The organism is Piscinibacter gummiphilus, from assembly GCF_002116905.1.
GTDB lineage: Bacteria > Pseudomonadota > Gammaproteobacteria > Burkholderiales > Burkholderiaceae_C > Rhizobacter > Rhizobacter gummiphilus.
Genome location: NZ_CP015118.1, coordinates 914,189 through 934,098, shown reverse-complemented (window position 1 = coordinate 934,098; position 19,910 = coordinate 914,189). Strand labels below are relative to the sequence as shown.

The following is a 19,910-nucleotide window of genomic DNA, read 5'->3' as shown; positions in this document are numbered from 1 at the left end:
GAGATTCGTCCCGGAGCCCCGCATGAGCCCTCCCGCCTCCGCCCTCGTCGGCATCGACTGGGGCACGACCAACCGCCGCGCCTGGCTGCTCGCGCCGGACGGCACCTGTGCCGCCGAGGCCGCCGACGACCAGGGCGTGCTGGCGGCCCGCGGGCGGTTCGAGGCCTCGCTCGCCGACCTGCTGCTGCACCTGCCCGGCGTGCCGGCCGACGCGCCGGTCGTGATGTCCGGGATGATCGGCAGCGCGATGGGCTGGCAGGAGGTGCCCTACATCGAGGCCGGCCAGCCGCTCGAATCGCTCGCCCAGGCGCTCGTGCCGGTGCCGGCCCCCACGCTCGGCCGCCCGGCAGCCATCGTGCCCGGCGTGCGCTGGCGCGGCGACGGCCGCGTGGACGTGATGCGCGGCGAAGAGACCCAGCTGCTCGGCGCCGTGGCGCTGGGCGTGCGCGACGGCTGGTTCGTGCTGCCCGGCACCCACAGCAAGTGGGCCGAGGTGCGCGACGGCCGGCTGGTGGCGTTCCAGACCTTCATGACCGGCGAGCTGTATGCGCTGCTGTCGACGCAGGGCACGCTGGCCGCGGCCAGCCGCGACCCGGTCGCCTCGCCCGCCGCCTTCGAGGCCGGCGTGGCCGCGGCCCGCGACGGCGCGCTGTCGACCACGCTGTTCGGCTGCCGCGCGAAGGTGGTCACGGGCGAGATGCCTGCGGCCCACGCCGCGTCGTACCTGAGCGGTCTGCTGATGGGCGCCGAATGGCACGACCGCCGCCGCACGTGGGGCGACCGGCCGCCCGCGCAGGTGCACGCCATCGGCTCGCGCGCGCTGGCCGAGGGGCACGCGGCCGCTGCCGCGCTGATGCGGGTGAAGCTCGACATCCTCGACCCGCGTGAGGTGCACTTGGCCGCCCTCCGGCATCTTGCGCCGCGCGTGCGCCAGGCGCTGTCCTGACTGTCCCTCTTGGAAACCGCCACCGAAAGGCATAGGGTGTGCCCATGACCCAGAACACTCCTGCGGAATTCCTCGCCGCCGTCGACCCGCCGCTGGTCGCCATCCTGCGAGGCATCGTGCCCGACGAGGCGGAGGTCATCGGCCAGGTGCTGATCGGGGCGGGCTTCCGGATGCTGGAGGTGCCGTTGAACCGCCCGTTCGCGGTCGAGTGCATCCGGCGGCTGGCCGGCATCGCGCCACCCGACGTGTGGGTGGGCGGCGGCACCATGCTCACCATCGACGACGTGGACCACGTGCACGAGGCCGGCGGCCGCCTGATGGTGGCGCCGAACTGCGACCCGGGCATCATCGCCCACGCCAAGGCCTCGGGCATGCTGTGCGCACCGGGCGTGGCCACCCCCACCGAAGCATTCACCGCGCTGCGGGCGGGGGCCCATGCACTCAAGCTGTTCCCGGCCGAATCCATCGGCATCGCGGGGCTCAAGGCGTTCAAGTCGGTGCTGCCGCGCGGGGTGCCGCTGTGGCCCGTGGGCGGGGTCACCGCGCCCAGCCTCGCATCGTGGGTGGATGCCGGCGCCACCGGCTTCGGCATCGGCTCGCAGCTGTTCACGCCGGGCATGACCCCGAAGGACGTGGCCGCCAGCGCCCATGCCTTCGTGGCGGCGTGGCGCGCCCGCGCGGCGCACTGAGGGATCAGCGCACCGGCCCCACCAGGCGCGAGATCAGCTCGTGCGTGGTGCGCACGTCGTACTTGTTGATGAGCTTGGTGCGGTAGTGCTCCACCGTGCGCGGCGACAGGCCCAGCGTGCGGGCGATGGTCTTGGCCGTGGCGCCGGTGACGAGCAGGCTGGCCACGTCCCGCTCGCGGGCGGTGAGTTCCACGGTGACCGGGCGCGTGGCCTCCAGGTCCTCGAACATCCACACCGCCACGGCGAACGGCACGTCGGGGTCCATCGACTGCCCCACCGAATGGAACCACGACAGCTGGCCGCTCTTGCGCCGCATGATGCGATCGTCCGAGTAGAGGCCCGAGGCGCGCATGCTGGTCTGGCTCAGCTGGCCGATGCGCTCGAACTCGCTGAACGTGGGGTACAGCATCGCGAACGACTGCCCCTCGATCTCGGACACCTCGTAGCCGAAGATGGCGGCGAACTTCTCATTGCAGCGGCGGATGATGCGGTGTTCGGAAACGCACAGGCCCACGGGGGCCTTGTCGAACACGAACGCCATGCGCGGGTCTGAAATCAGCGGGTCGATCGACATGACCTTGGGGGAAGCCCTAGGGAAATTTTGCGGGTTGTGGCACGGAGGGGGCCCTCGTACGCTCCTGCCCCACGGTGACCAGTCTGACCCGGAAGACCCTGATTTCAACTGTGGGAAACCGTTAGTTTGACGTGGTGTCGCCGCGGAAATGTGTCACCCGACACATGGCTGGATGTTCATCAACCTTCTTCCCGAGAGAGAGATCCGATGACGCACACCCTGACGCGGCTCGCCGCCGCCCTGCTCTGCCTGCCGCTGGCGCTCGGCGCCTGCAGCGACGACGACGACACCCCCGACCTGAACCAGTTGCCCGCCGGATTCGGCACGGTCAAGACCACCAGCTACGACGGCACCACCGACGACCTGCTGACGGCCGGCCTCGGCAAGACGGGCATCGCCGGCGCCGCCCCCACGTTCGCCGACCCGGTGAACCCCACCGCCGCCGAGCTGCGCCGCCGGGCCATCTACGTGAACTACCGCGCCCTCGTCGACTTCTCCGCGGGCGGCGGCTACGGCACCCTGTACGGCCCGAACGTCACGTCCGCCGGCACCGTCACCGCCGGCGAAGGCAAGATCGCCGGCAAGGAGTTCATCGCGTTCGCCGACGACGGCACCGGGCGCAAGAACGTGGGCATGATGGTGCAGATCCCCTCGACCTTCGACCGCACCGCCCCCTGCATCATCACCGCGCCGTCCTCCGGCTCGCGCGGCATCTACGGCGCCATCGGCACCTCGGGCGAATGGGGCCTCAAGCGCGGCTGCGCGGTGGCCTACACCGACGCTGGCAAGGGCATCGGCTACCACGACCTGCAGGCCGACAAGGTCAACCTGATCGACGGCCGGCTGGTGGCTCGCGCCACCGCGGGCAAGGACGCCCACTTCGCGAGCGACCTGACCGGCACCGCGCTCACGGACTTCAACACCGCCACGCCGAACCGTTTCGCCTACAAGCACGCGCACTCGCAGCAGAACCCCGAGAAGGACTGGGGCCGCAACGTGCTCGACAGCATCCGCTTCGCGCTGTGGGCCATCAACGAGGAGTACGCCGCCGTCGACACGCCGAGCGGCAAGCACCTGCGGTCCTACCAGGCCGGCAACGTGCTCGTGATCGCCTCGTCCGTCTCGAACGGCGGCGGCGAGTCCATCCAGGCGGCCGAGCAGGACACCGAAGGCCTGATCGACGCCGTGGCCGTCTCCGAGCCCAACGTGCAGCCGAAGTCGATGGCCGGGGTCACCGTGACGGCCGGCGGCGCCGCCGTCGCGAACGCCGGCCGCCCGCTCGCCGACTACTTCACCTGGCGCATGATCTACGAGCCGTGCGCCGCCATCTCCGCGTCCGCCCAGGCGCCCACCGGCGTGCGCCCGGGCTGGTTCGGCGGCGGCACCGCGCCGCTCGGCAACGCGTTCACCATGGTCGGCGGCGTCGAGCTGCAGACCATCGCCACGAACCGCTGCCAGAGCCTGGCCGACAAGGGCCTCGTCACCGGCGCCACCACCGCGGCCCAGGCCGACGACGCGCTCGCGAAGATGCGCGCCTACGGCTGGACCGACCCGAACCACGACGCGCTGCACGCCTCGCACTACCGGCTGGCCGACGTGTACGTCGCGCTGGACTACGTGAACGCCTATGGCCGCTTCTCGGTGGGCGACAACGTCTGCGGCTTCAGCCTCGCGAATGTCGACGCCACCGGCAACGTCGCGGCCCAGGTGGCCGCGACGCAGGCCATCCTGTTCGCCACCGGCAACGGCCTGAACACCGGCGGCGACGTGGTCTACAACGACTCGGTGGGCGGCGCGAAGCTGTACCACGTGGGGGTGTCGCCGTCCACGCAGCGCATGGACGGTTCGCTCGACGGCCTGCTGTGCCTGCACGACCTCGTCAAGGGCGTGGACACGGTGACCGGCACACCGCTCACCGGTGCCGCGCTGGCGCGCAGCACGCGGGTGCAGGCCGGGGTGCAGGAGGTGCTGATGTCGGGCAACCTGCGCAGCAAGCCCACGGTCATCGTGGCCGGCCGCAGCGACACGCTGCTGCCGCCGAACCACACCGCCCGCGCGTACGCCGCCTACAACTCGAAGGTGGAAGGTGCCGCGAGCAAGCTGCGCTACTACGAGGTGCTCAACGGCCAGCACTTCGACGGCTTCAACCCCGCCGCGGGCGGCGTGGTGGGCTACGACACGCTGTTCATCCCGGTGCACCACTACATGAACAAGGCGCTCGACCTGATGTGGGCCCACATGAAGCAGCAGACCGCCCTGCCCCCGAGCCAGGTGGTGCGCACCGTGCCGCGTGGTGGCACGCCGGGCGCGGCGCCCGCCATCGCCGCGGCGAACGTGCCCGACATCGCGGCCGCGCCCGCGGCCGGCGACACCATCACCACCGCGGCCGGTGCCATCGTCATTCCCAACTGAGCGCGAACCGAGCGCGAACTGAAGTGAAACCGACCCCGTCTCGCTGACACGGCGCTGACGACCCGCAGGCCGACCCGGCCTGCGGGTGTGGGATGGGTCGAGGGAACACCCTAAGGTAATTTTGCGCATTGCTGGGGCACAACCTCGTTCGTATTCTTCGCTGCGTCCGCTGTCCACGACACGTCGGGCCACCATCGCTTGTTCCACCGTGGGCGCGGCCTGCGCCCAGCCACCTCGAAGCCAGGAAAGATCCGATGGACACCATTCTCGAAACCCGGGGCCTCACGAAGGAGTTCAAGGGCTTCGTCGCGGTCAACCAGGTCGACCTCAAGGTCCAGCGCGGTCACATCCACGCGCTGATCGGACCGAACGGCGCCGGCAAGACCACCTGCTTCAACCTGCTCACGAAGTTCCTGATCCCCACGCGGGGCCAGATCCTCTTCAACGGCAGCGACATCACGAACGAGTCGCCGGCCCGCATCGCGCGCCGCGGCGTCATCCGCTCGTTCCAGATCTCGGCCGTGTTCCCCCACCTCACCGTGCTCGAGAACGTGCGCGTCGCGCTGCAGCGCAAGCTCGGCACCTCGTTCCACTTCTGGCGCGCCGAGTCGATCCTCGAACCGCTGAACGCCCGCGCGATGGAGCTGCTGCGGTCGGTCGACCTCGACGCCTACGCCGCGCTGCCCACCGTCGAGCTGAGCTACGGCCGCAAGCGCGCGCTGGAGATCGCCACCACGCTCGCGATGGACCCCGAGCTGATGCTGCTCGACGAACCCACCCAGGGCATGGGCCTGGAAGACGTCGACCGCATCCGCCAGCTGATCAAGAAGGTGTCGGCCAACCGAACCATCCTGATGGTCGAGCACAACATGAGCGTGGTCTCGAGCATCGCCGACACCATCACGGTGCTGCAGCGCGGGGCCACCCTCGCCGAAGGCCCGTACGCCGAGGTCTCGAAGAACCCGGCCGTGATGGAAGCGTACATGGGCAGCGCCGACGCCCAGCTGCAAGGCCACTGAAGCGAGCCACGAGAACACCATGGCAACTCCCTTCCTCGAAATCCGCAACCTCCAGGGCTGGTACGGCGAATCGCACGTGCTGCACGGTGTCGACCTCGACGTGAACGAGGGCGAGGTCGTCACGCTGCTCGGCCGCAACGGCGCCGGGCGCACCAGCACCATGCGCGCCATCATGGGCCTGATCGGCAGCCGCAAGGGCTCCATCAAGGTGCGCGGGACCGAGACCATCTCGCTGTCGCCGCACCGCATCGCCCGCCTCGGCGTGGGCTACTGCCCTGAGGAACGCGGCATCTTCTCGAGCCTGTCGGCCGAGGAGAACCTGATGCTGCCGCCCATGCTCGCGCAGGGCGGCATGGCCGTCTCCGAGATCTACGAGATGTTCCCGAACCTGAAGGAGCGCGCGCACAGCCAGGGCACGCGGCTGTCCGGCGGCGAGCAGCAGATGCTGGCCGTGGCCCGCATCCTGCGCACCGGCGCGCGGCTGCTCCTGCTCGACGAGATCTCCGAGGGCCTCGCCCCGGTCATCGTGCAGAAGCTCGCCCAGATGATCACCACGCTGCGCAAGAAGGGCTACACGATCCTGATGGTCGAACAGAACTTCCGCTTCGCCGCGCCGCTCGCCGACCGCTTCCTCGTGATGGAACACGGCCGCATCCAGCAGGCCTTCACGCAGGCCGAACTGCCGTCGAAGCTCGACAGCCTCCACGAATACCTGGGCGTCTGACACGCCCACCCTCCCGCTCTGCTCTCATCCAACAGGAGAACTCCAGATGACGTTCAACAAGATGACCCGCATCGCCTCGGCCTGCCTGTTCGCCGGGGCCGCCACGCTGGCCGGCGGCGCCGCCCAGGCCCAGATCTCCGGCGACGTGATCCGCATCGGCATGATCACCGACATGTCGGGCCTCTACTCCGACATCGACGGCCCCGCGGGTGTCGAGGCCGTGCGCATGGCCGTGGCCGACGCCGGCGGCAACATCAACGGCAAGAAGATCGAGGTGCTCTTCGCCGACCACCAGAACAAGCCCGACGTGGCCGCCTCCAAGGCCCGCGAATGGTTCGACCAGCAGGGCCTCGACATGCTGATCGGCGGCACCAACTCGGGCGCCGCGCTGGCCATGGCCGGTGTCGCGGCCGAGAAGAAGAAGCCGTTCCTCGTGATCGGCGCCGGCGGCTCCGCGCTCACCAACGAACGCTGCACGCCCTACACCGTGCACTGGGCCTACGACACCGTCGCCCTCGCGAAGGGCACCGGCAGCGCGGTCGTGAAGGCCGGCGGCAAGAGCTGGTACTTCCTGACGGCCGACTACGCCTTCGGCCACGCGCTGCAGAACGACACCGCCAACGTCGTCAAGGCCTCCGGCGGCACCGTGGCCGGCGCCGTGCGCCACCCGCTGTCCGCCAGCGACTTCTCGTCGTTCCTGCTGCAGGCCCAGTCGAGCAAGGCCGACATCCTCGGCCTCGCGAACGCGGGCGGCGACACCATCAACGCGGTGAAGGCCGCCAACGAGTTCGGCATCACGAAGAAGATGAAGCTCGCCGGCCTGCTGGTGTTCATCAACGACGTGCACTCGCTCGGCCTGAAGAACACGCAGGGCATGTACATCACCGACAGCTGGTACTGGAACCAGAACGCGGAAACGCGCGCCTGGAGCCGCAAGTTCTTCGAGAAGTTCAAGCGCATGCCCTCGTCGCTGCAGGCCGCCGACTACTCGGCCGCGCTGAACTACCTGAAGGCGGTGAAGGCCGCCGGCACCGACGACGGCGACAAGGTGCTCGCGCAGATGCGCAAGACGCCGGTCAGCGACGTGTTCACGAAGAACGGCACCATCCGCGCCGACGGCCGCCTCGTGCACGACATGTACCTGATGCAGGTCAAGACGCCCGAGCAGTCGAAGGAGCCGTGGGACTACTACAACGTCGTCGAGACCATCAAGGGCGACGCCGCGTGGACCACGAAGGCCGAGTCGAAGTGCGAGCTCTGGAAGTAACCCACTGACCCTCCGGGCGCTCCGCTCCGCGGGCGCCCGGCCTGCCCGATTTCCTGGACTCCCATGGACGAAATTTTCGGCATCCCCGTGCAGGCCTTCCTGGGCCAGCTGCTGCTCGGCCTGGTCAACGGCTCGTTCTACGCGATGCTCAGCCTTGGCCTGGCCGTCATCTTCGGCCTGCTCGGCATCGTGAACTTCGCGCACGGCGCGCTGTACATGATCGGCGCGTACGTGGCCTGGCTCAGCCTCGAGAAGTTCGGGCTGAACTACTGGGTGGCGCTCGTGCTGTCGCCGCTGGTGGTGGGCGCGCTGGGCGTGCTGATCGAGAAGACGCTCCTGCGCCACCTCTACAAGCTCGACCCGCTCTACGGCCTGCTGCTCACGTTCGGCCTCGCGCTCATCGCCGAGGGCGTGTTCCGCGAGCAGTTCGGCGTGTCCGGCCAGCAGTACTCGGTGCCCGAGCTGCTGCAGGGCGCCACCGACCTCGGCTTCATGGTGCTGCCGAACTACCGCGCCTGGGTCGTGGTGGCCTCGCTCACCGTCTGCCTCGGCACCTGGTTCCTGCTCGAGAAGACCAGCCTCGGCGCCACGCTGCGCGCCGGCACCGAGAACCCGTCGCTCGTGCAGGCCTTCGGCATCAACGTGCCGGTGATGGTCACGCTCACCTACGCGGGTGGCGCGGCCCTCGCGGCGCTGGCCGGCGTGCTGGCCGCCCCGGTGATCCAGATCACCCCGCTGATGGGGTCGAACCTCATCATCATCGTGTTCGCCGTGGTGGTGATCGGCGGCATGGGCTCCATCCTCGGGTCCATCCTGACCGGCGTCGTGCTCGGCGTGGTGGAGGGCCTCACCAAGGTGTTCTATCCTGAAGCGTCGAGCATCGTCGTGTTCGTGATCATGGCCATCGTGCTGGTGATCCGCCCGGCGGGCCTGTTCGGCAAGGAGAAGTGACTTGAGCTCCGCCGTGACATCCAACGCTTCCACCCCGGTGCCCGCCATGAAATCCAGCCTCTCGCTCTTCACCGGCCCGCGACTCTGGGCCGCCGTGTTCGTCGTGCTGATCGCCGCGCCGTTCATCGGGCTCTACCCCGTCTTCATGATGAAGGCGCTGTGTTTCGCGATCTTCGCGTGCGCGTTCAACCTGCTGCTCGGCTACACCGGCCTGCTGTCGTTCGGCCACGCCGCCTTCATGGGCGCGGCGGCCTACGCCACCGGCTGGCTCGTTCGCTCGGCCGGCTGGCCGCCCGAGCTCGGCCTGCTGGCCGGCCTCGCGGTGGGCGCGGGCCTCGGGCTCGTGGTGGGCCTCATCGCCATCCGCCGCCAGGGCATCTACTTCGCGATGATCACGCTCGCGATGGCGCAGATGGTGTACTTCGTGTGCCTGCAGGCACCGTTCACCGGCGGCGAGGACGGCCTGCAGGGCGTGCCCCGCGGCAAGCTCTTCGGCTTCATCCCGCTGTCGAACGACCTGACCATGTACTTCGTCGTGCTGGCCGTGTTCGCCGCCGTGTTCCTCGCCATCGTGCGCATCGTGCATTCGCCGTACGGCCAGGTGCTCAAGGCGATCCGCGAGAACGAGCCGCGGGCCGTCTCGCTGGGCTACGACGTCGACCGCTACAAGCTGCTCGCCTTCGTGCTGTCCACCGCCATCGCCGGCCTCGCCGGGTCCCTCAAGACGCTGGTGCTCGGATTCGCCACGCTGTCCGACGTGCACTGGTCGCTGTCGGGCGAGGTGGTGCTGATGACGCTGCTGGGCGGCATGGGCACGTTCGCCGGCCCGGTGATCGGCGCATTCACCATCATCGGCCTGCAGAACTTCCTGGCCGACCGGGTGGGCTCGTGGATCACCGTGATCATCGGTGCGATCTTCGTGGTCTGCGTGATCGCGTTCCGCCGGGGCATCGTGGGCGAACTGCTTGCGTGGCAGCAGCGCCGTCAAGGGCGCTGACGACGGCCTCGGGGGCTCCCCTGACCCGAGTGGCATGGCAGTTGCATCCGGCGCACACTTCCTGTCCCTTGTCATGGAGCTTCCCGACATGAATCCGATGCTGCCCTCGCTGCGCCGTTCCGTGACCGCCCTGTTGGCGGTCGCCGTCCTCGCGCCATTCACCGCCTGTGCCCAGACCGCCACCACGGCGGCGCCGGCCAAGAAGCCGTCCATCGTGGTGGTCGCCACCGGCGGCACCATCGCCGGTGCCGGCGCATCGTCGGCGAACAGCGCCACGTACCAGGCCGCCAAGGTCCCGGTCGACAAGCTGATCGCCGGCCTGCCCGAACTCGCCGACGTGGCCGACGTGAAGGGCGTGCAGGCCTTCCAGATCGCCTCCGAGAGCTTCACGAACGAACGGCTCGTGGCGCTCGGCAAGCAGGTCTCGGCCCTCGTGAAGGACCCGGCCGTCGACGGCGTGGTCATCACGCACGGCACCGACACCCTCGAAGAGACGTCGTTCTTCCTGAACCTCGTGATCCGCACCGAGAAGCCCATCGTGCTGGTGGGCTCCATGCGGCCGGGCACGGCACTGTCGGCCGACGGCGCGCTGAACCTGTACGACGCGGTGGTGCTCGCGGGCACGCCCACGGCACGCGGCAAGGGCGTGCTCGTGATGATGAACGACGACATCCTCTCGGGCCGTGACGCCGCCAAGCGCGTGAACATCAAGACCAGCGCGTTCGGCAGCCAGTGGGGCCCGCTCGGCATGATGGTCGAACGCCGCGCCTACTGGTTCCGCGCGCCGGTCAAGCGCCAGACCACCACGTCGGAGTTCGACATCGACAGCATGACCGCGCTGCCCGAGGTCGCCATCGTCTACGGCTCCGGCAGCATGGGCACGGCCTTCGTGCAGACCGCGATCAAGTCGGGCGTGAAGGCCATCGTGCACGCCGGCACCGGCAACGGCTCGGTGCCCGACTACGGCGTCGAGGGGCTGAAGCAGGCGCGTGCGGCCGGCATCCAGATCGTGCGGTCGTCGCGCATCGCCGACGGCTTCGTCATCCGCAACTCGGAGCAGCCCGACGACAAGTACGACTGGGTCGTGGCCCACGACCTGAACCCGCAGAAGGCCAAGATCCTGGCCGCGGTGGCGCTGGCCAAGGGTGTCTCGAGCGCCGACCTGCAGCGCATCTTCTGGGAATACTGAGCGGCGGCGGCCTCACGGCCGCTGGCTCGCTGGCTTGTTCACGATCACGCCCGGCACCTGCCGGGCGTTTTCGTTTCCGGTCCGGCGAACCGCACAGCACACGGAATCCCGGCGATGGCCGGGAGGGGAACGACGGCGGCCCGTGCGGGCCGCCGCAGACCGGCCTCAGGCCAGCACGACTTCGCGGGCGGCGGCGCGCAGCGCAGCGGCGGCGGCCGGGGACGAGGCTTCGAGGCGGTTCGCCTCGCGCATCATGCGTGCGGTGCGGGCCACATCCGAAGGAACGCCCCGAGCGCGGAGCAGGGAGGTCAGGAAACGGGCGGCGGTGGTCATCAGGGTCTCCAAAACGGCACAACAGGTGCCGACACCCCAAATCTAGGGTTTACCCTGACGTTTTGCAAGCACTGATTTAAGGGTTAACCCCTAATTCAGCATTTCCGCACGATTCGCCGCCCTGTCGCCCCCGGCGAAAGCCGGGGCCCACCGTTCGATGGATGCGCCCCGGCGGCAGTGGATCCCGGCGTTCGCCGGGATGACGTCTCAGGGGTAAAGGCCGCGCTCCTGGCGGGCGATCAGGATGCGCTCGCACGCCACCGCGAACGTCCCCGTCCGCAGGGTGATCTTGTGCCGGTCCGCCGTCTCCCAGATGTGGTTCAGCGCGTCGACCATGATCTTGTCGAGCCGGACGTTGATCTCGTCCTCGGTCCAGAAGAAGCTGCTGAAGTCCTGCACCCATTCGAAGTAGCTGACCGTCACGCCGCCGGCGTTGCAGATCACGTCGGGCACGACCAGGATGCCGCGTTCGTGCATCACGTCGTCCGCCTCGGGCAGCGTCGGGCCGTTGGCGCCCTCCAGCACCAGCTTCGCCTTGATGCGCTTCGCGCGGGCCGGGGTGATCTGGCCTTCGAGGGCGGCGGGGATCAGGATGTCGCAGTCGGTGTCCCAGAAGGCCTCGTTGTCGACCTTTTCGCCCCCGGCGACATCGGCCACGCCCCCCGTGCGCTTGACATGCTCCAGCACGGCCTTCGCGTCGAACCCGGCGGGGTTCACCACCGTGCCCGTGTGGTCCTGCATCGCGACCAGCTTGCCGCCGGCCTGCACGAACAGTTCGGCCGCCGTTCCGCCCACGTTGCCCATGCCCTGGACGGCAATCCGTGCGCCCTGGAGGTTCAGCCCCAGACGGCGGGCCGCCTCGCGGCCGGTGACGAACACGCCGCGGCCGGTGGCCTTCACGCGGCCGAGCGAGCCGCCCAGGTGGATCGGCTTGCCGGTGACGACGCCGGTGGCCGTGCCGCCGACGTTCATCGAGTACGTGTCCATCATCCAGGCCATGATCTGGCCGTTGGTGTTCACGTCGGGTGCCGGGATGTCCCGCTGCGGGCCGATGATGATGCCGATCTCGCTGGTGTAGCGGCGCGTGACCCGCTCCAGTTCCTTGATGGAGAGTTCCTTCGGGTCGAGGCGGATGCCGCCCTTGGCGCCGCCGAACGGCAGGCCCACCGCGGCCGTCTTGACCGTCATCCAGGCCGACAGCGCCATCACCTCCTCGAGCGTCACGTCGGGGTGATAACGAACACCGCCCTTGCCGGGGCCGCGCGAGAGGTTGTGCTGCACGCGGTAGCCCTCGAAGTGCCGCACGGTGCCGTCGTCCATCTCGATCGGCACGTCGACGATCAGGGCCCGCTTCGGCCGCTTCAGGGTCTCGGCCCACTTGGCGTACGGGCCCAGGTACGGCACGACGCGGTCGACCTGGGACAGGTACGTGGCCCACGGGCTTTCGGGGGAGTCACTGACGAACGAGAGGGGGGTGGAGGGTTCGGGGGTCATCGCAAAGTCCTCGGACGGAAGTGTCCACAACCATACTGCCACCGCGTCCGTAGTGGAATGTTCGGAAGATGGAAGCCCGACTGCCTCCATGGGTCCGTCCGGACGGGTGGTTCGAACGCCCGGAATAGCAACATTCGTGCACCACGTCGCAACTCTTCGAAACAGCGCGAAAGACCCCTAGGGTTAACCCGGATTTAACGCTACCATGCCGGCCGTCCACGCCTGTCGCGTGTCCCTTGCTGTCTGGAGCTCCGATGTCTACCCCCGTTCGTCTCCCCTCGCTGCTGCGCCGAGCCATCCTCGGCCTCGGCCTCGCCGCCACCCTGCCCGCCTGGGCCGCCGGTGAACCGATCGTCATCGGCCAGGTCGCGCCGATGAGCGGCCCGCAAGGGGTCACCGGCCGCGCGATCAACGCCGGCGCCAAGCTGTACTTCGACGCCATCAACGCCAAGGGTGGCGTGCGCGGCCGTCCGGTCACCCTCGTCACGCGCGACGACGCGCAGAACCCCGTCGAGACCGTGCGCCTCACGAAGGAACTGATCGCGGGTGAATCGCCCGTGGCCATGATCGGCACCGTCGGCACCACCAACCTGGAAGCCCTGGCCAAGGACGGCGTGCTGCAGCAGCGCAAGGTCACGATGGTGGGCGCCGTCTCGGGCGCCGCCTCCGTGGCGCAGGCCGACGGCATGCACGTCGTGAAGGCCAGCTACCACGATGAAGTGGCCCGCCTGTTCACGCAGCTCAACCAGCTCGGCATCAAGAACGTGGGCCTGGTCTACCAGGACGACGGCCTCGGCCAGGACGTGCTGCGGGGCGCCGAAGCGGCCTCGCGCAAGACCGGCGTGACGCTGACCGCGAAGGCCGCGTACCCGCGCAACACCACGGCCGTCGAAGGCGCGGTGGCCGACATGCTCAAGGCCCAGCCCCAGGTGGTGCTGCTCGGCGCGACGACCGCGGCCGCCGTGGAGTTCGTCAAGAAGTACGGCATGGCCGGCGGCACCGCGACGCTCTACGGCATGTCGATCATCGACACCGAGGCGCTGCTGAAGGCCCTGGGCCCGAAGGGCGCGCGCGGCTACGCGTTCTCGGTGGTGCTGCCGCTCGCCGTCGATACGAACCGCCCGGTGGTCCGCGAGTACCTCGCGCTGCGCCAGGCCTCCAAGGACCCCAACCTGTCGGCCCGTTCCATCGAAGGTTTCATCGCCGCGAAGGCGCTGGTCAAGACGCTCGAAGGTGTGTCGAATCCGACTGCCAGCAGCGTGACCTCCGCCATCGTGTCGGCCCGCTCGATCGACGTGGGCGGCTACGTGCTCGACTTCACGCAGAAGAACCGCACCGGTTCGCAGTACGTCGACTTCGCCATGTTCGGCGCCGACGGCAAGATCGTGCACTAAGTTCCACATGGCGCGCCCGGGAGGGCGCGTCTCAGGGAAAGTCCCCGCGCCAGGGGCCTTGACCCAAAACTTTACCGATTCAGAATCCGCAACGCTGGATCGATAAAGGTTTTGCCGACGTTTCCCCGTTGGTTGCTCTTCGTTTTCCTCGATCCGGCTGCTCCGCCGGGCCCACAAGGCCCGCTCCGAAGAACACCGAGGACGACGAATGAGAAACACCCCTTCCCGCGCCTGGCGGCGCCACGCCACCCTGACCGCGGTTTCCCTGGCCGCGCTGATCGCGGCCTGCGGCGGCGATGACACCACCGTGTCCCCGCCGGTCGATGCCGACCTTGCGCTGTGCAACGGCACCGCCTTCCAGCAGGTGCTCAACGCCTCGGCCACCGGCCCGGCCGAGACCAACGTCGCCGTGCAGGACATCAAGACCCTGCGCGTGCACTACCGCCGCACCGATGGCAACTACGCCGGGTGGGGCCTGCACATGTGGGACGGTGGTGGCGTGGACACGACGCGCCTGCCCGCGGGCGTGAACATCAACGTCTGGAACGCGCCGGTGCCCTTCACGGCCCTGCCGGGCTATGCCGCGGGCGCGAACGAAATCGTGTTCGAAGTGCCCGTGCTCAACCCCAAGGACGACGCGAACCGCAAGGACTTCAAGTTCATCATCCATGGCATGGGGGGTGCGGGCAACCCGGACAACGGCGACAAGGACGGCCGCGCCGCCGACATCTCCGTCGCGTACAGCCCGCTCACCGTCACGAACCAGGTCGGCGACGTGTGGCTGCTGCAAGGTGACGCCAAGGTCTACAACAGCGAAGCCGCGCTGACCCAGCTCAACCTCACGACCGCGAACGCCTACTGGCTGAACCGCCAGCTGATCCAGTGGCCGGGCACCTCGAACACGTCCGTGTTCAAGCTGTACCACTCGAAGACGGCGAAGGTCTCCGCAGCCAAGGGCCAGCCCGTGAGCGGCGCGGACGGTTCGCTGACGCTCGCCGTGGGAGGCAGCGTGCCCGCCGCCGCGGCCGAGCGGTTCAAGTACGTGGCCGCAGGCACCGTGCTGTCCGTCGCCGACGCCGACCTGGACAAGCTGCCCGACCTGTACGCCGGCCAGCTCGTGCTGGTGGAGGAGACCGCGGACGGCAAGGCCATCACCGCGACGGAAACCCAGATCGCCGGGGCCCTCGACGACCGCTACGCGGGCGCTTCCGCCGTGAACGACCTCGGCGCCACGACCGCGGGCGGCGCCACCACGCTCAAGCTGTGGGCGCCCACCGCGCGCCAGGTGCGCGCGTGCATCTACGACGCCGGCACCGGCAACGCCACCACCGTGAAGGACCTGACCCGCGACGCCGCCACCGGCGTGTGGAGCGGCGGCCTCGGCGGCGACATGACCGGCAAATACTTCACGTACCTCGTGGACGTGTACGCCCGCGGCACCGGTGTCGTGCGCAACCGCGTCACCGACCCGTACTCGGTCAGCCTGACCACCGACTCCAAGCGCTCGTACATCGCCGACCTCTCGAGCGCCGCGCTCAAGCCCGCCGGCTGGGACACCACCCCGGCCCCGGTCCTCGCGTCGCAGGAGGACATGTCGATCTACGAACTGCACGTGCGCGACTTCTCGGTCAGCGACACCACGGTGCCCGAGGCCAAGCGGGGCAAGTACACCGCGTTCACCGAAGCCGGCTCGAACGGCATGAAGCACCTGAAGGCGCTGGCCACGGCCGGCCTGACCGACGTGCACCTGCTGCCCGTGTACGACATCGGCAGCGTGCCCGAGACCGGTTGCAAGGCCCCCGCGATCACCGCGGGCAGCAGCGACGCCACGGGCCCGCGCGATGCCGTGAAGGCCGTCGCCGACACCGACTGCTTCAACTGGGGCTACGACCCGTACCACTACACCGCCCCCGAAGGCAGCTACTCGAGCAACGCGGCCGACGGCGCCACGCGCATCGTCGAGTTCCGCCAGATGGTGACCGCGCTGCACGCCGCCGGCCTGCGCGTGGGCATGGACGTGGTCTACAACCACACGTTCCAGCACGGCCAGGAAGAGAAGTCGGTGCTCGACCGCATCGTCCCCGGCTACTACCACCGCCTGGACGCGGACGGCAACGTCACCACGTCGACCTGCTGCAGCAACACCGCGACCGAAAACGCGATGATGGGCAAGCTGATGATCGACTCGGTCAAGACCTGGGCCACCCAGTACAAGATCGACTCGTTCCGCTTCGACCTGATGGGCCACCAGCCGCGCAGCGTGATGGAGAAGCTCAAGACCGACGTCGACGCCGCGGCCGGCCGCAGCGTGTTCCTGATCGGCGAAGGCTGGAACTTCGGTGAAGTGGCGAACGGTCAGCGCTTCGTGCAGGCCTCGCAGCTCTCCCTGAACGGCAGCGGCATCGCCACGTTCAGCGACCGTGCCCGCGACCGCATCCGCGGCGGCGGCTGCTGCGACGACGGCAACGACTTCAAGCGCCAGGGCTTCGTGAGCGGCCTCTTCTACGACCAGAACGAATCGGCCAGCGGTCACACGGTGGGCAACCTGACGGAAGCCGCCGACATGATCCGCGTGGGCCTCGCCGGCTCGTTGCGCGAGTACAGCTTCGTGGTCGCCGACGGCAGCACGAAGAAGGGCTCGGAGATCCGCTACGGCGACGACCCCGCCGGGTACGTGAGCCAGCCGGGTGAAGTGGTGAACTACTACGAGAACCACGACAACCGCACGTTCTGGGACGCGCTCGCCGCGAAGATGCCGAAGACCACGACGCTCGACGACCGCGTGCGCGCGCAGACGCTCGCCGCCGCGATCAACAGCTTCAGCCAGGGCATCGCGTACTTCCACGCCGGCGCCGACGTGCTGCGCTCGAAGTCGATGGACAGCAACAGCTTCAACTCGGGCGACTGGTTCAACGTGCTCGACTGGACCTACACGACGAACAACTTCGGCGTGGGCCTGCCCATCTCGGGCAGCGAGGACCTGGCAAAGGAAGTGCTGGCCGCGGCGAACCTGCCGGCGATGAAGCCGGGCAAGCCGGAGATCGAGGCGGCGAGCGGCATGTTCCGTGACCTGCTGCAGATCCGCAAGAGCTCCTCGCTCTTCCGCCTGCGCACCGCCGACGAGGTCAAGGCCCGCCTGACGTTCCCCAACACCGGCCCGACCCAGGTCCCGACGGTGCTGGTGGGCCACCTGAACGGCACCGGCTACACCGGCGCGAACTTCAAGGACGTCCTGTACTTCGTCAACGCCGACAAGGTCCCGCAGACCCTGACGATCGCGTCCGAAGCCGGCAAGGCCTACGAGCTGCACCCGGTGCACGCGACCGGCACCGACCGCCGCCCGGCCACCGCCGCGTCGGTCGTCACCGGCACGGGGACGTTCACGGTGCCGGCCCGCACCGCGCTCGTCTACGTCGTCAAGAACTGATCGAGCGGCGACACAGCCGACGACTCGCGAGCCCCGCCCAGCAACGGGTGGGGCTTTTTTTCATCCTCGGAGAGAAAACCCATGAAGTACCTTCCCCTCACCCGCCGCACCGCGGCGTCCACGCTCCTGGGTCTGCTGCTGGCCGCCGGCGGCGCGCAGGCGGCAGACCCCGGCGTGTTGACGATCTGGATCAACAACGACAAGGGCTACAAGGGACTGCAGAAGGTCGCGGAGGCGTACACCCGGCAGACGGGCACCAAGGTCCGCGTGATGCCGTTCAACGGCAGCACGGGCCGTTTCGAGGACGTCTCCGGGCCGAAGGCCCCCGGCGACAACGAATCGCACTCGACCGATGCGCCGGCCGGCTTCGAAGCGGCCATGAAGGCCGGCAAGGGCCCGGACATCTGGATCTGGCCGCACGACCGCCTGGGCGGCTGGGTCAAGGCCGGCTGGCTCGAGCCCGTGGTGCCCGGCACCGAGTTCCGCCGCGACGTGGTGCAGATCGCCTGGGACGCCTTCACGCTCGGCGGCCAGGTGTGGGCCTACCCCATCGCCGTGGAGTCGGTGGCCCTCATCTACAACAAGGACCTCGTGCCCAACCCGCCGAAGACCTTCGAGGAGATCATCCCCCTGAACAACAAGCTGAAGGTCAAGGGCCAGCGCGCGATCGGCTGGGAGACCGCGAGCCCGTACTTCACGTGGCCCATGCTCTCGGCCGGCGGCGGCTACGTCTTCCAGCGCAAGATCGACGGCTCGTACGACGCGACCGACACCGGCATCGCCCACCCCGGCGCGGTGGCCGGCGGCAACATGCTGCAGCAGCTCATCAAGGGCGGCGCCATCCCCGAGGGCGGCATGACGTACCAGGAAGCCGAAGAGGGCATGAAGAGCGGCAAGCAGGCGATGTGGATCACCGGCCCGTGGGCCTGGGAGTCGCTCTCGAAGGCGAAGATCAACTACGGCGTCGCGATGCTGCCCACCGTGGCCGGCAAGGCGCCGAAGCCGTTCGTGGGCGTGCTCGGCGCGATGATCACGCACAACTCGCCCAACAAGGCCGCGGCCAACGACTTCCTGAAGAACCACCTGCTCAAGCGCGAGGGGCTGGCCGCGATGAACGCCGACAAGCCCATCGGCGTGCCGGCGTCGAAGGCGATGTTCTGGACGATGTACAGCGACGAGAAGATCCGCACGTCGATGGACACGATCTACAACGGCCGTCCGATGCCGAACAACCCGGAGATGACGCTGTTCTGGAAGCACTTCAGCACGGCGCTGTACGACATCAACACCGGCGACAAGACCTCGAAGGAAGCCCTCGACCAGGCGGCCGCGTCGATCCGCGGCGCGCTGCCGGCCGCACCGAAGGCGCCTGCGAAGGTCGCCCGCAAATGAGCGCGGGCGTGACGGCGGGTCAGTGCCCGAACAGGCCCTTGATCACGCCGCCCACGCCCTCGACCACGCCGCCCAGGCTCACGCCGAGCGATTCGGCGAGGCCGGCGGCGATGCGCAGCGACAGCGCCTCGTTGACCGAGAACTTCGGATCGTCGAGCCGGCCCTCGAGCGTGAACTTGAGCTCGATGCGGCCGTTGCGGTCGAGGCTCGCGAGCACGGCCTGGCGCGGCACCCCGGCGAAGGTGCCGAACACGCCGCTGCCCGTGCCGAGCTCCAGGTCCTTGAGCGTGACGACGCCGGGCGCATGGAGCCGCTGGTGTTCGACCTTCGCGTCGAGCGTCAGGTCGAGCGTGCCGCGCTTGACGCCGGCCTCGTGCACCTTGAGCAGGTACGGCTCGAGCGCGATCAGGTCCACGCCCGTGAGCCGCGCGTTCAGTTCGCCGTTGCGTGTCGCGGGGACGACGTGGCCGTTCAGGGTGATGTCGCCATCGCGCTTCGGCCCCTTGAAGACGGCCGACAGCGCCACCTGCACCGGCTGGTCGAGGCCGGGCAGCGCGAGGTCCTCGAGTTCCGCGTTGAGCCGCTCGAAACGCATGCGGTGAGGCGGCTGGCGCACGGTGGCGTCGAAGAACTCGACGGCGGCGTCGACCAGTTCGATGCGGCCGATGTTCACGGGGCGGCCGGTCTGCTCCGGCTTCGCCTCGGTGCGCACGAGGCCCGGCACCACCTGCAGCCCGCCGTCGCGCTTGCGCAGCAGCGACACGTAGGCGCCCTCCACGCGCACGAGGCGCACGCGCCAGGCAGCGCGGAACACGCTCGACAACTCGGGCACCACGACGACCCGCGCCGCGCGCAGCTCGTCCTCGGCCGGCCAGCGCGGCCGTTCGGCGCGCACCCGCAGGTCGGTGATCACGACCCCGGACCACCCGACCCCCAGCGAGCCCACGGACGCGCGCGGCCCGAGGGCCTGCTCGACCCCCACGCGCATCTGGCGCACCGCCACCTGGAACACCAGGACCACGCCCACCACCAGCCCGAGACCGGCCAGCACCCACCACTTCGATCCGACAACTTTCATGACGGGGCGATTGTGCCCCGGGAA

16 protein-coding genes are annotated in these 19,910 nt (G+C 69.1%); 12 read left to right on the top strand and 4 right to left on the bottom strand.

Features of this window, described 5'->3' with window-relative positions:
- Positions 1-22 precede the first annotated feature (22 nt).
- Together A4W93_RS04245 and A4W93_RS04240 are read left to right on the top strand one after the other, a co-directional pair.
- Entirely contained in the window at positions 23-946 is a 924-nt protein-coding gene (locus tag A4W93_RS04245; RefSeq protein ID WP_085749425.1) for a 2-dehydro-3-deoxygalactonokinase, read from the top strand.
- Positions 947-990: 44 nt separating this feature from the next.
- Entirely contained in the window at positions 991-1,635 is a 645-nt protein-coding gene (locus tag A4W93_RS04240) for a 2-dehydro-3-deoxy-6-phosphogalactonate aldolase (RefSeq protein WP_085749424.1), read from the top strand.
- 4 nt (positions 1,636-1,639) lie between these two features.
- On the opposite strand, the gene A4W93_RS04235 is transcribed toward A4W93_RS04240, so the two are convergent.
- Positions 1,640-2,209 (bottom strand): helix-turn-helix transcriptional regulator, encoded by a 570-nt coding sequence (locus A4W93_RS04235; RefSeq protein ID WP_085749423.1) that lies wholly within the window; start codon positions 2,207-2,209, stop codon positions 1,640-1,642.
- A 207-nt stretch (positions 2,210-2,416) separates the two neighbouring features.
- On the opposite strand from A4W93_RS04235, the gene A4W93_RS04230 reads away from it, so the two are divergent.
- The 7 genes from A4W93_RS04230 to A4W93_RS04200 all read left to right on the top strand — a co-directional run bounded on the left by A4W93_RS04230 (position 2,417) and on the right by A4W93_RS04200 (position 10,768).
- The gene (locus A4W93_RS04230; RefSeq protein ID WP_085749422.1) at positions 2,417-4,621 is read left to right on the top strand and encodes a 3-hydroxybutyrate oligomer hydrolase family protein; all 2,205 of its coding nucleotides are present in this window, start codon (positions 2,417-2,419) and stop codon (positions 4,619-4,621) included.
- A 254-nt stretch (positions 4,622-4,875) separates the two neighbouring features.
- Positions 4,876-5,640 carry an ABC transporter ATP-binding protein gene (locus A4W93_RS04225; RefSeq protein WP_085749421.1) on the top strand — a complete coding sequence of 255 codons (765 nt, stop codon included), beginning with the start codon at positions 4,876-4,878 and terminating at the stop codon, positions 5,638-5,640.
- Positions 5,641-5,659: 19 nt separating this feature from the next.
- Positions 5,660-6,364, top strand: a complete 705-nt coding sequence (locus A4W93_RS04220) for an ABC transporter ATP-binding protein (RefSeq protein WP_085749420.1) — start codon at positions 5,660-5,662, stop codon at positions 6,362-6,364.
- A gap of 61 nt (positions 6,365-6,425) precedes the next feature.
- Entirely contained in the window at positions 6,426-7,631 is a 1,206-nt protein-coding gene (locus tag A4W93_RS04215; RefSeq protein WP_237357848.1) for an ABC transporter substrate-binding protein, read from the top strand.
- A gap of 63 nt (positions 7,632-7,694) precedes the next feature.
- Positions 7,695-8,582, top strand: coding sequence for a branched-chain amino acid ABC transporter permease (locus A4W93_RS04210; RefSeq protein ID WP_085749418.1), 888 nt, complete (start codon positions 7,695-7,697; stop codon positions 8,580-8,582).
- A gap of 46 nt (positions 8,583-8,628) precedes the next feature.
- The gene (locus tag A4W93_RS04205) at positions 8,629-9,579 is read left to right on the top strand and encodes a branched-chain amino acid ABC transporter permease (protein WP_085754030.1); all 951 of its coding nucleotides are present in this window, start codon (positions 8,629-8,631) and stop codon (positions 9,577-9,579) included.
- A gap of 97 nt (positions 9,580-9,676) precedes the next feature.
- A complete protein-coding gene (locus tag A4W93_RS04200; RefSeq protein WP_085754029.1) occupies positions 9,677-10,768 on the top strand; it encodes an asparaginase in 1,092 nt (363 codons plus the stop codon).
- A gap of 165 nt (positions 10,769-10,933) precedes the next feature.
- Here A4W93_RS04200 and A4W93_RS29480 read toward each other — a convergent pair whose 3' ends face one another.
- Both A4W93_RS29480 and A4W93_RS04195 read right to left on the bottom strand, forming a co-directional pair.
- Positions 10,934-11,101, bottom strand: coding sequence for a hypothetical protein (locus A4W93_RS29480; protein ID WP_157131586.1), 168 nt, complete (start codon positions 11,099-11,101; stop codon positions 10,934-10,936).
- Positions 11,102-11,308: 207 nt separating this feature from the next.
- On the bottom strand, positions 11,309-12,595 hold the full coding sequence (locus tag A4W93_RS04195) for a Glu/Leu/Phe/Val family dehydrogenase (RefSeq protein ID WP_085749417.1): 1,287 nt from the start codon (positions 12,593-12,595) through the stop codon (positions 11,309-11,311).
- 254 nt (positions 12,596-12,849) lie between these two features.
- Between A4W93_RS04195 and A4W93_RS04190 the strand changes: the two genes are divergently transcribed.
- The 3 genes from A4W93_RS04190 (at position 12,850) to malE (ending at position 18,808) form a co-directional block, all read left to right on the top strand.
- Positions 12,850-13,989 carry an ABC transporter substrate-binding protein gene (locus tag A4W93_RS04190; RefSeq protein WP_085749416.1) on the top strand — a complete coding sequence of 380 codons (1,140 nt, stop codon included), beginning with the start codon at positions 12,850-12,852 and terminating at the stop codon, positions 13,987-13,989.
- A gap of 208 nt (positions 13,990-14,197) precedes the next feature.
- Positions 14,198-17,416 carry an alpha-1,6-glucosidase domain-containing protein gene (locus A4W93_RS04185; RefSeq protein ID WP_085749415.1) on the top strand — a complete coding sequence of 1,073 codons (3,219 nt, stop codon included), beginning with the start codon at positions 14,198-14,200 and terminating at the stop codon, positions 17,414-17,416.
- 81 nt (positions 17,417-17,497) lie between these two features.
- Positions 17,498-18,808, top strand: coding sequence for a maltose/maltodextrin ABC transporter substrate-binding protein MalE (gene malE / locus A4W93_RS04180; protein ID WP_085749414.1), 1,311 nt, complete (start codon positions 17,498-17,500; stop codon positions 18,806-18,808).
- Positions 18,809-18,827: 19 nt separating this feature from the next.
- Here malE and A4W93_RS04175 read toward each other — a convergent pair whose 3' ends face one another.
- Positions 18,828-19,886: a DUF748 domain-containing protein gene (locus A4W93_RS04175; protein ID WP_085749413.1), complete on the bottom strand. Its 1,059-nt coding sequence runs from the start codon at positions 19,884-19,886 to the stop codon at positions 18,828-18,830.
- Positions 19,887-19,910 lie beyond the last annotated feature (24 nt).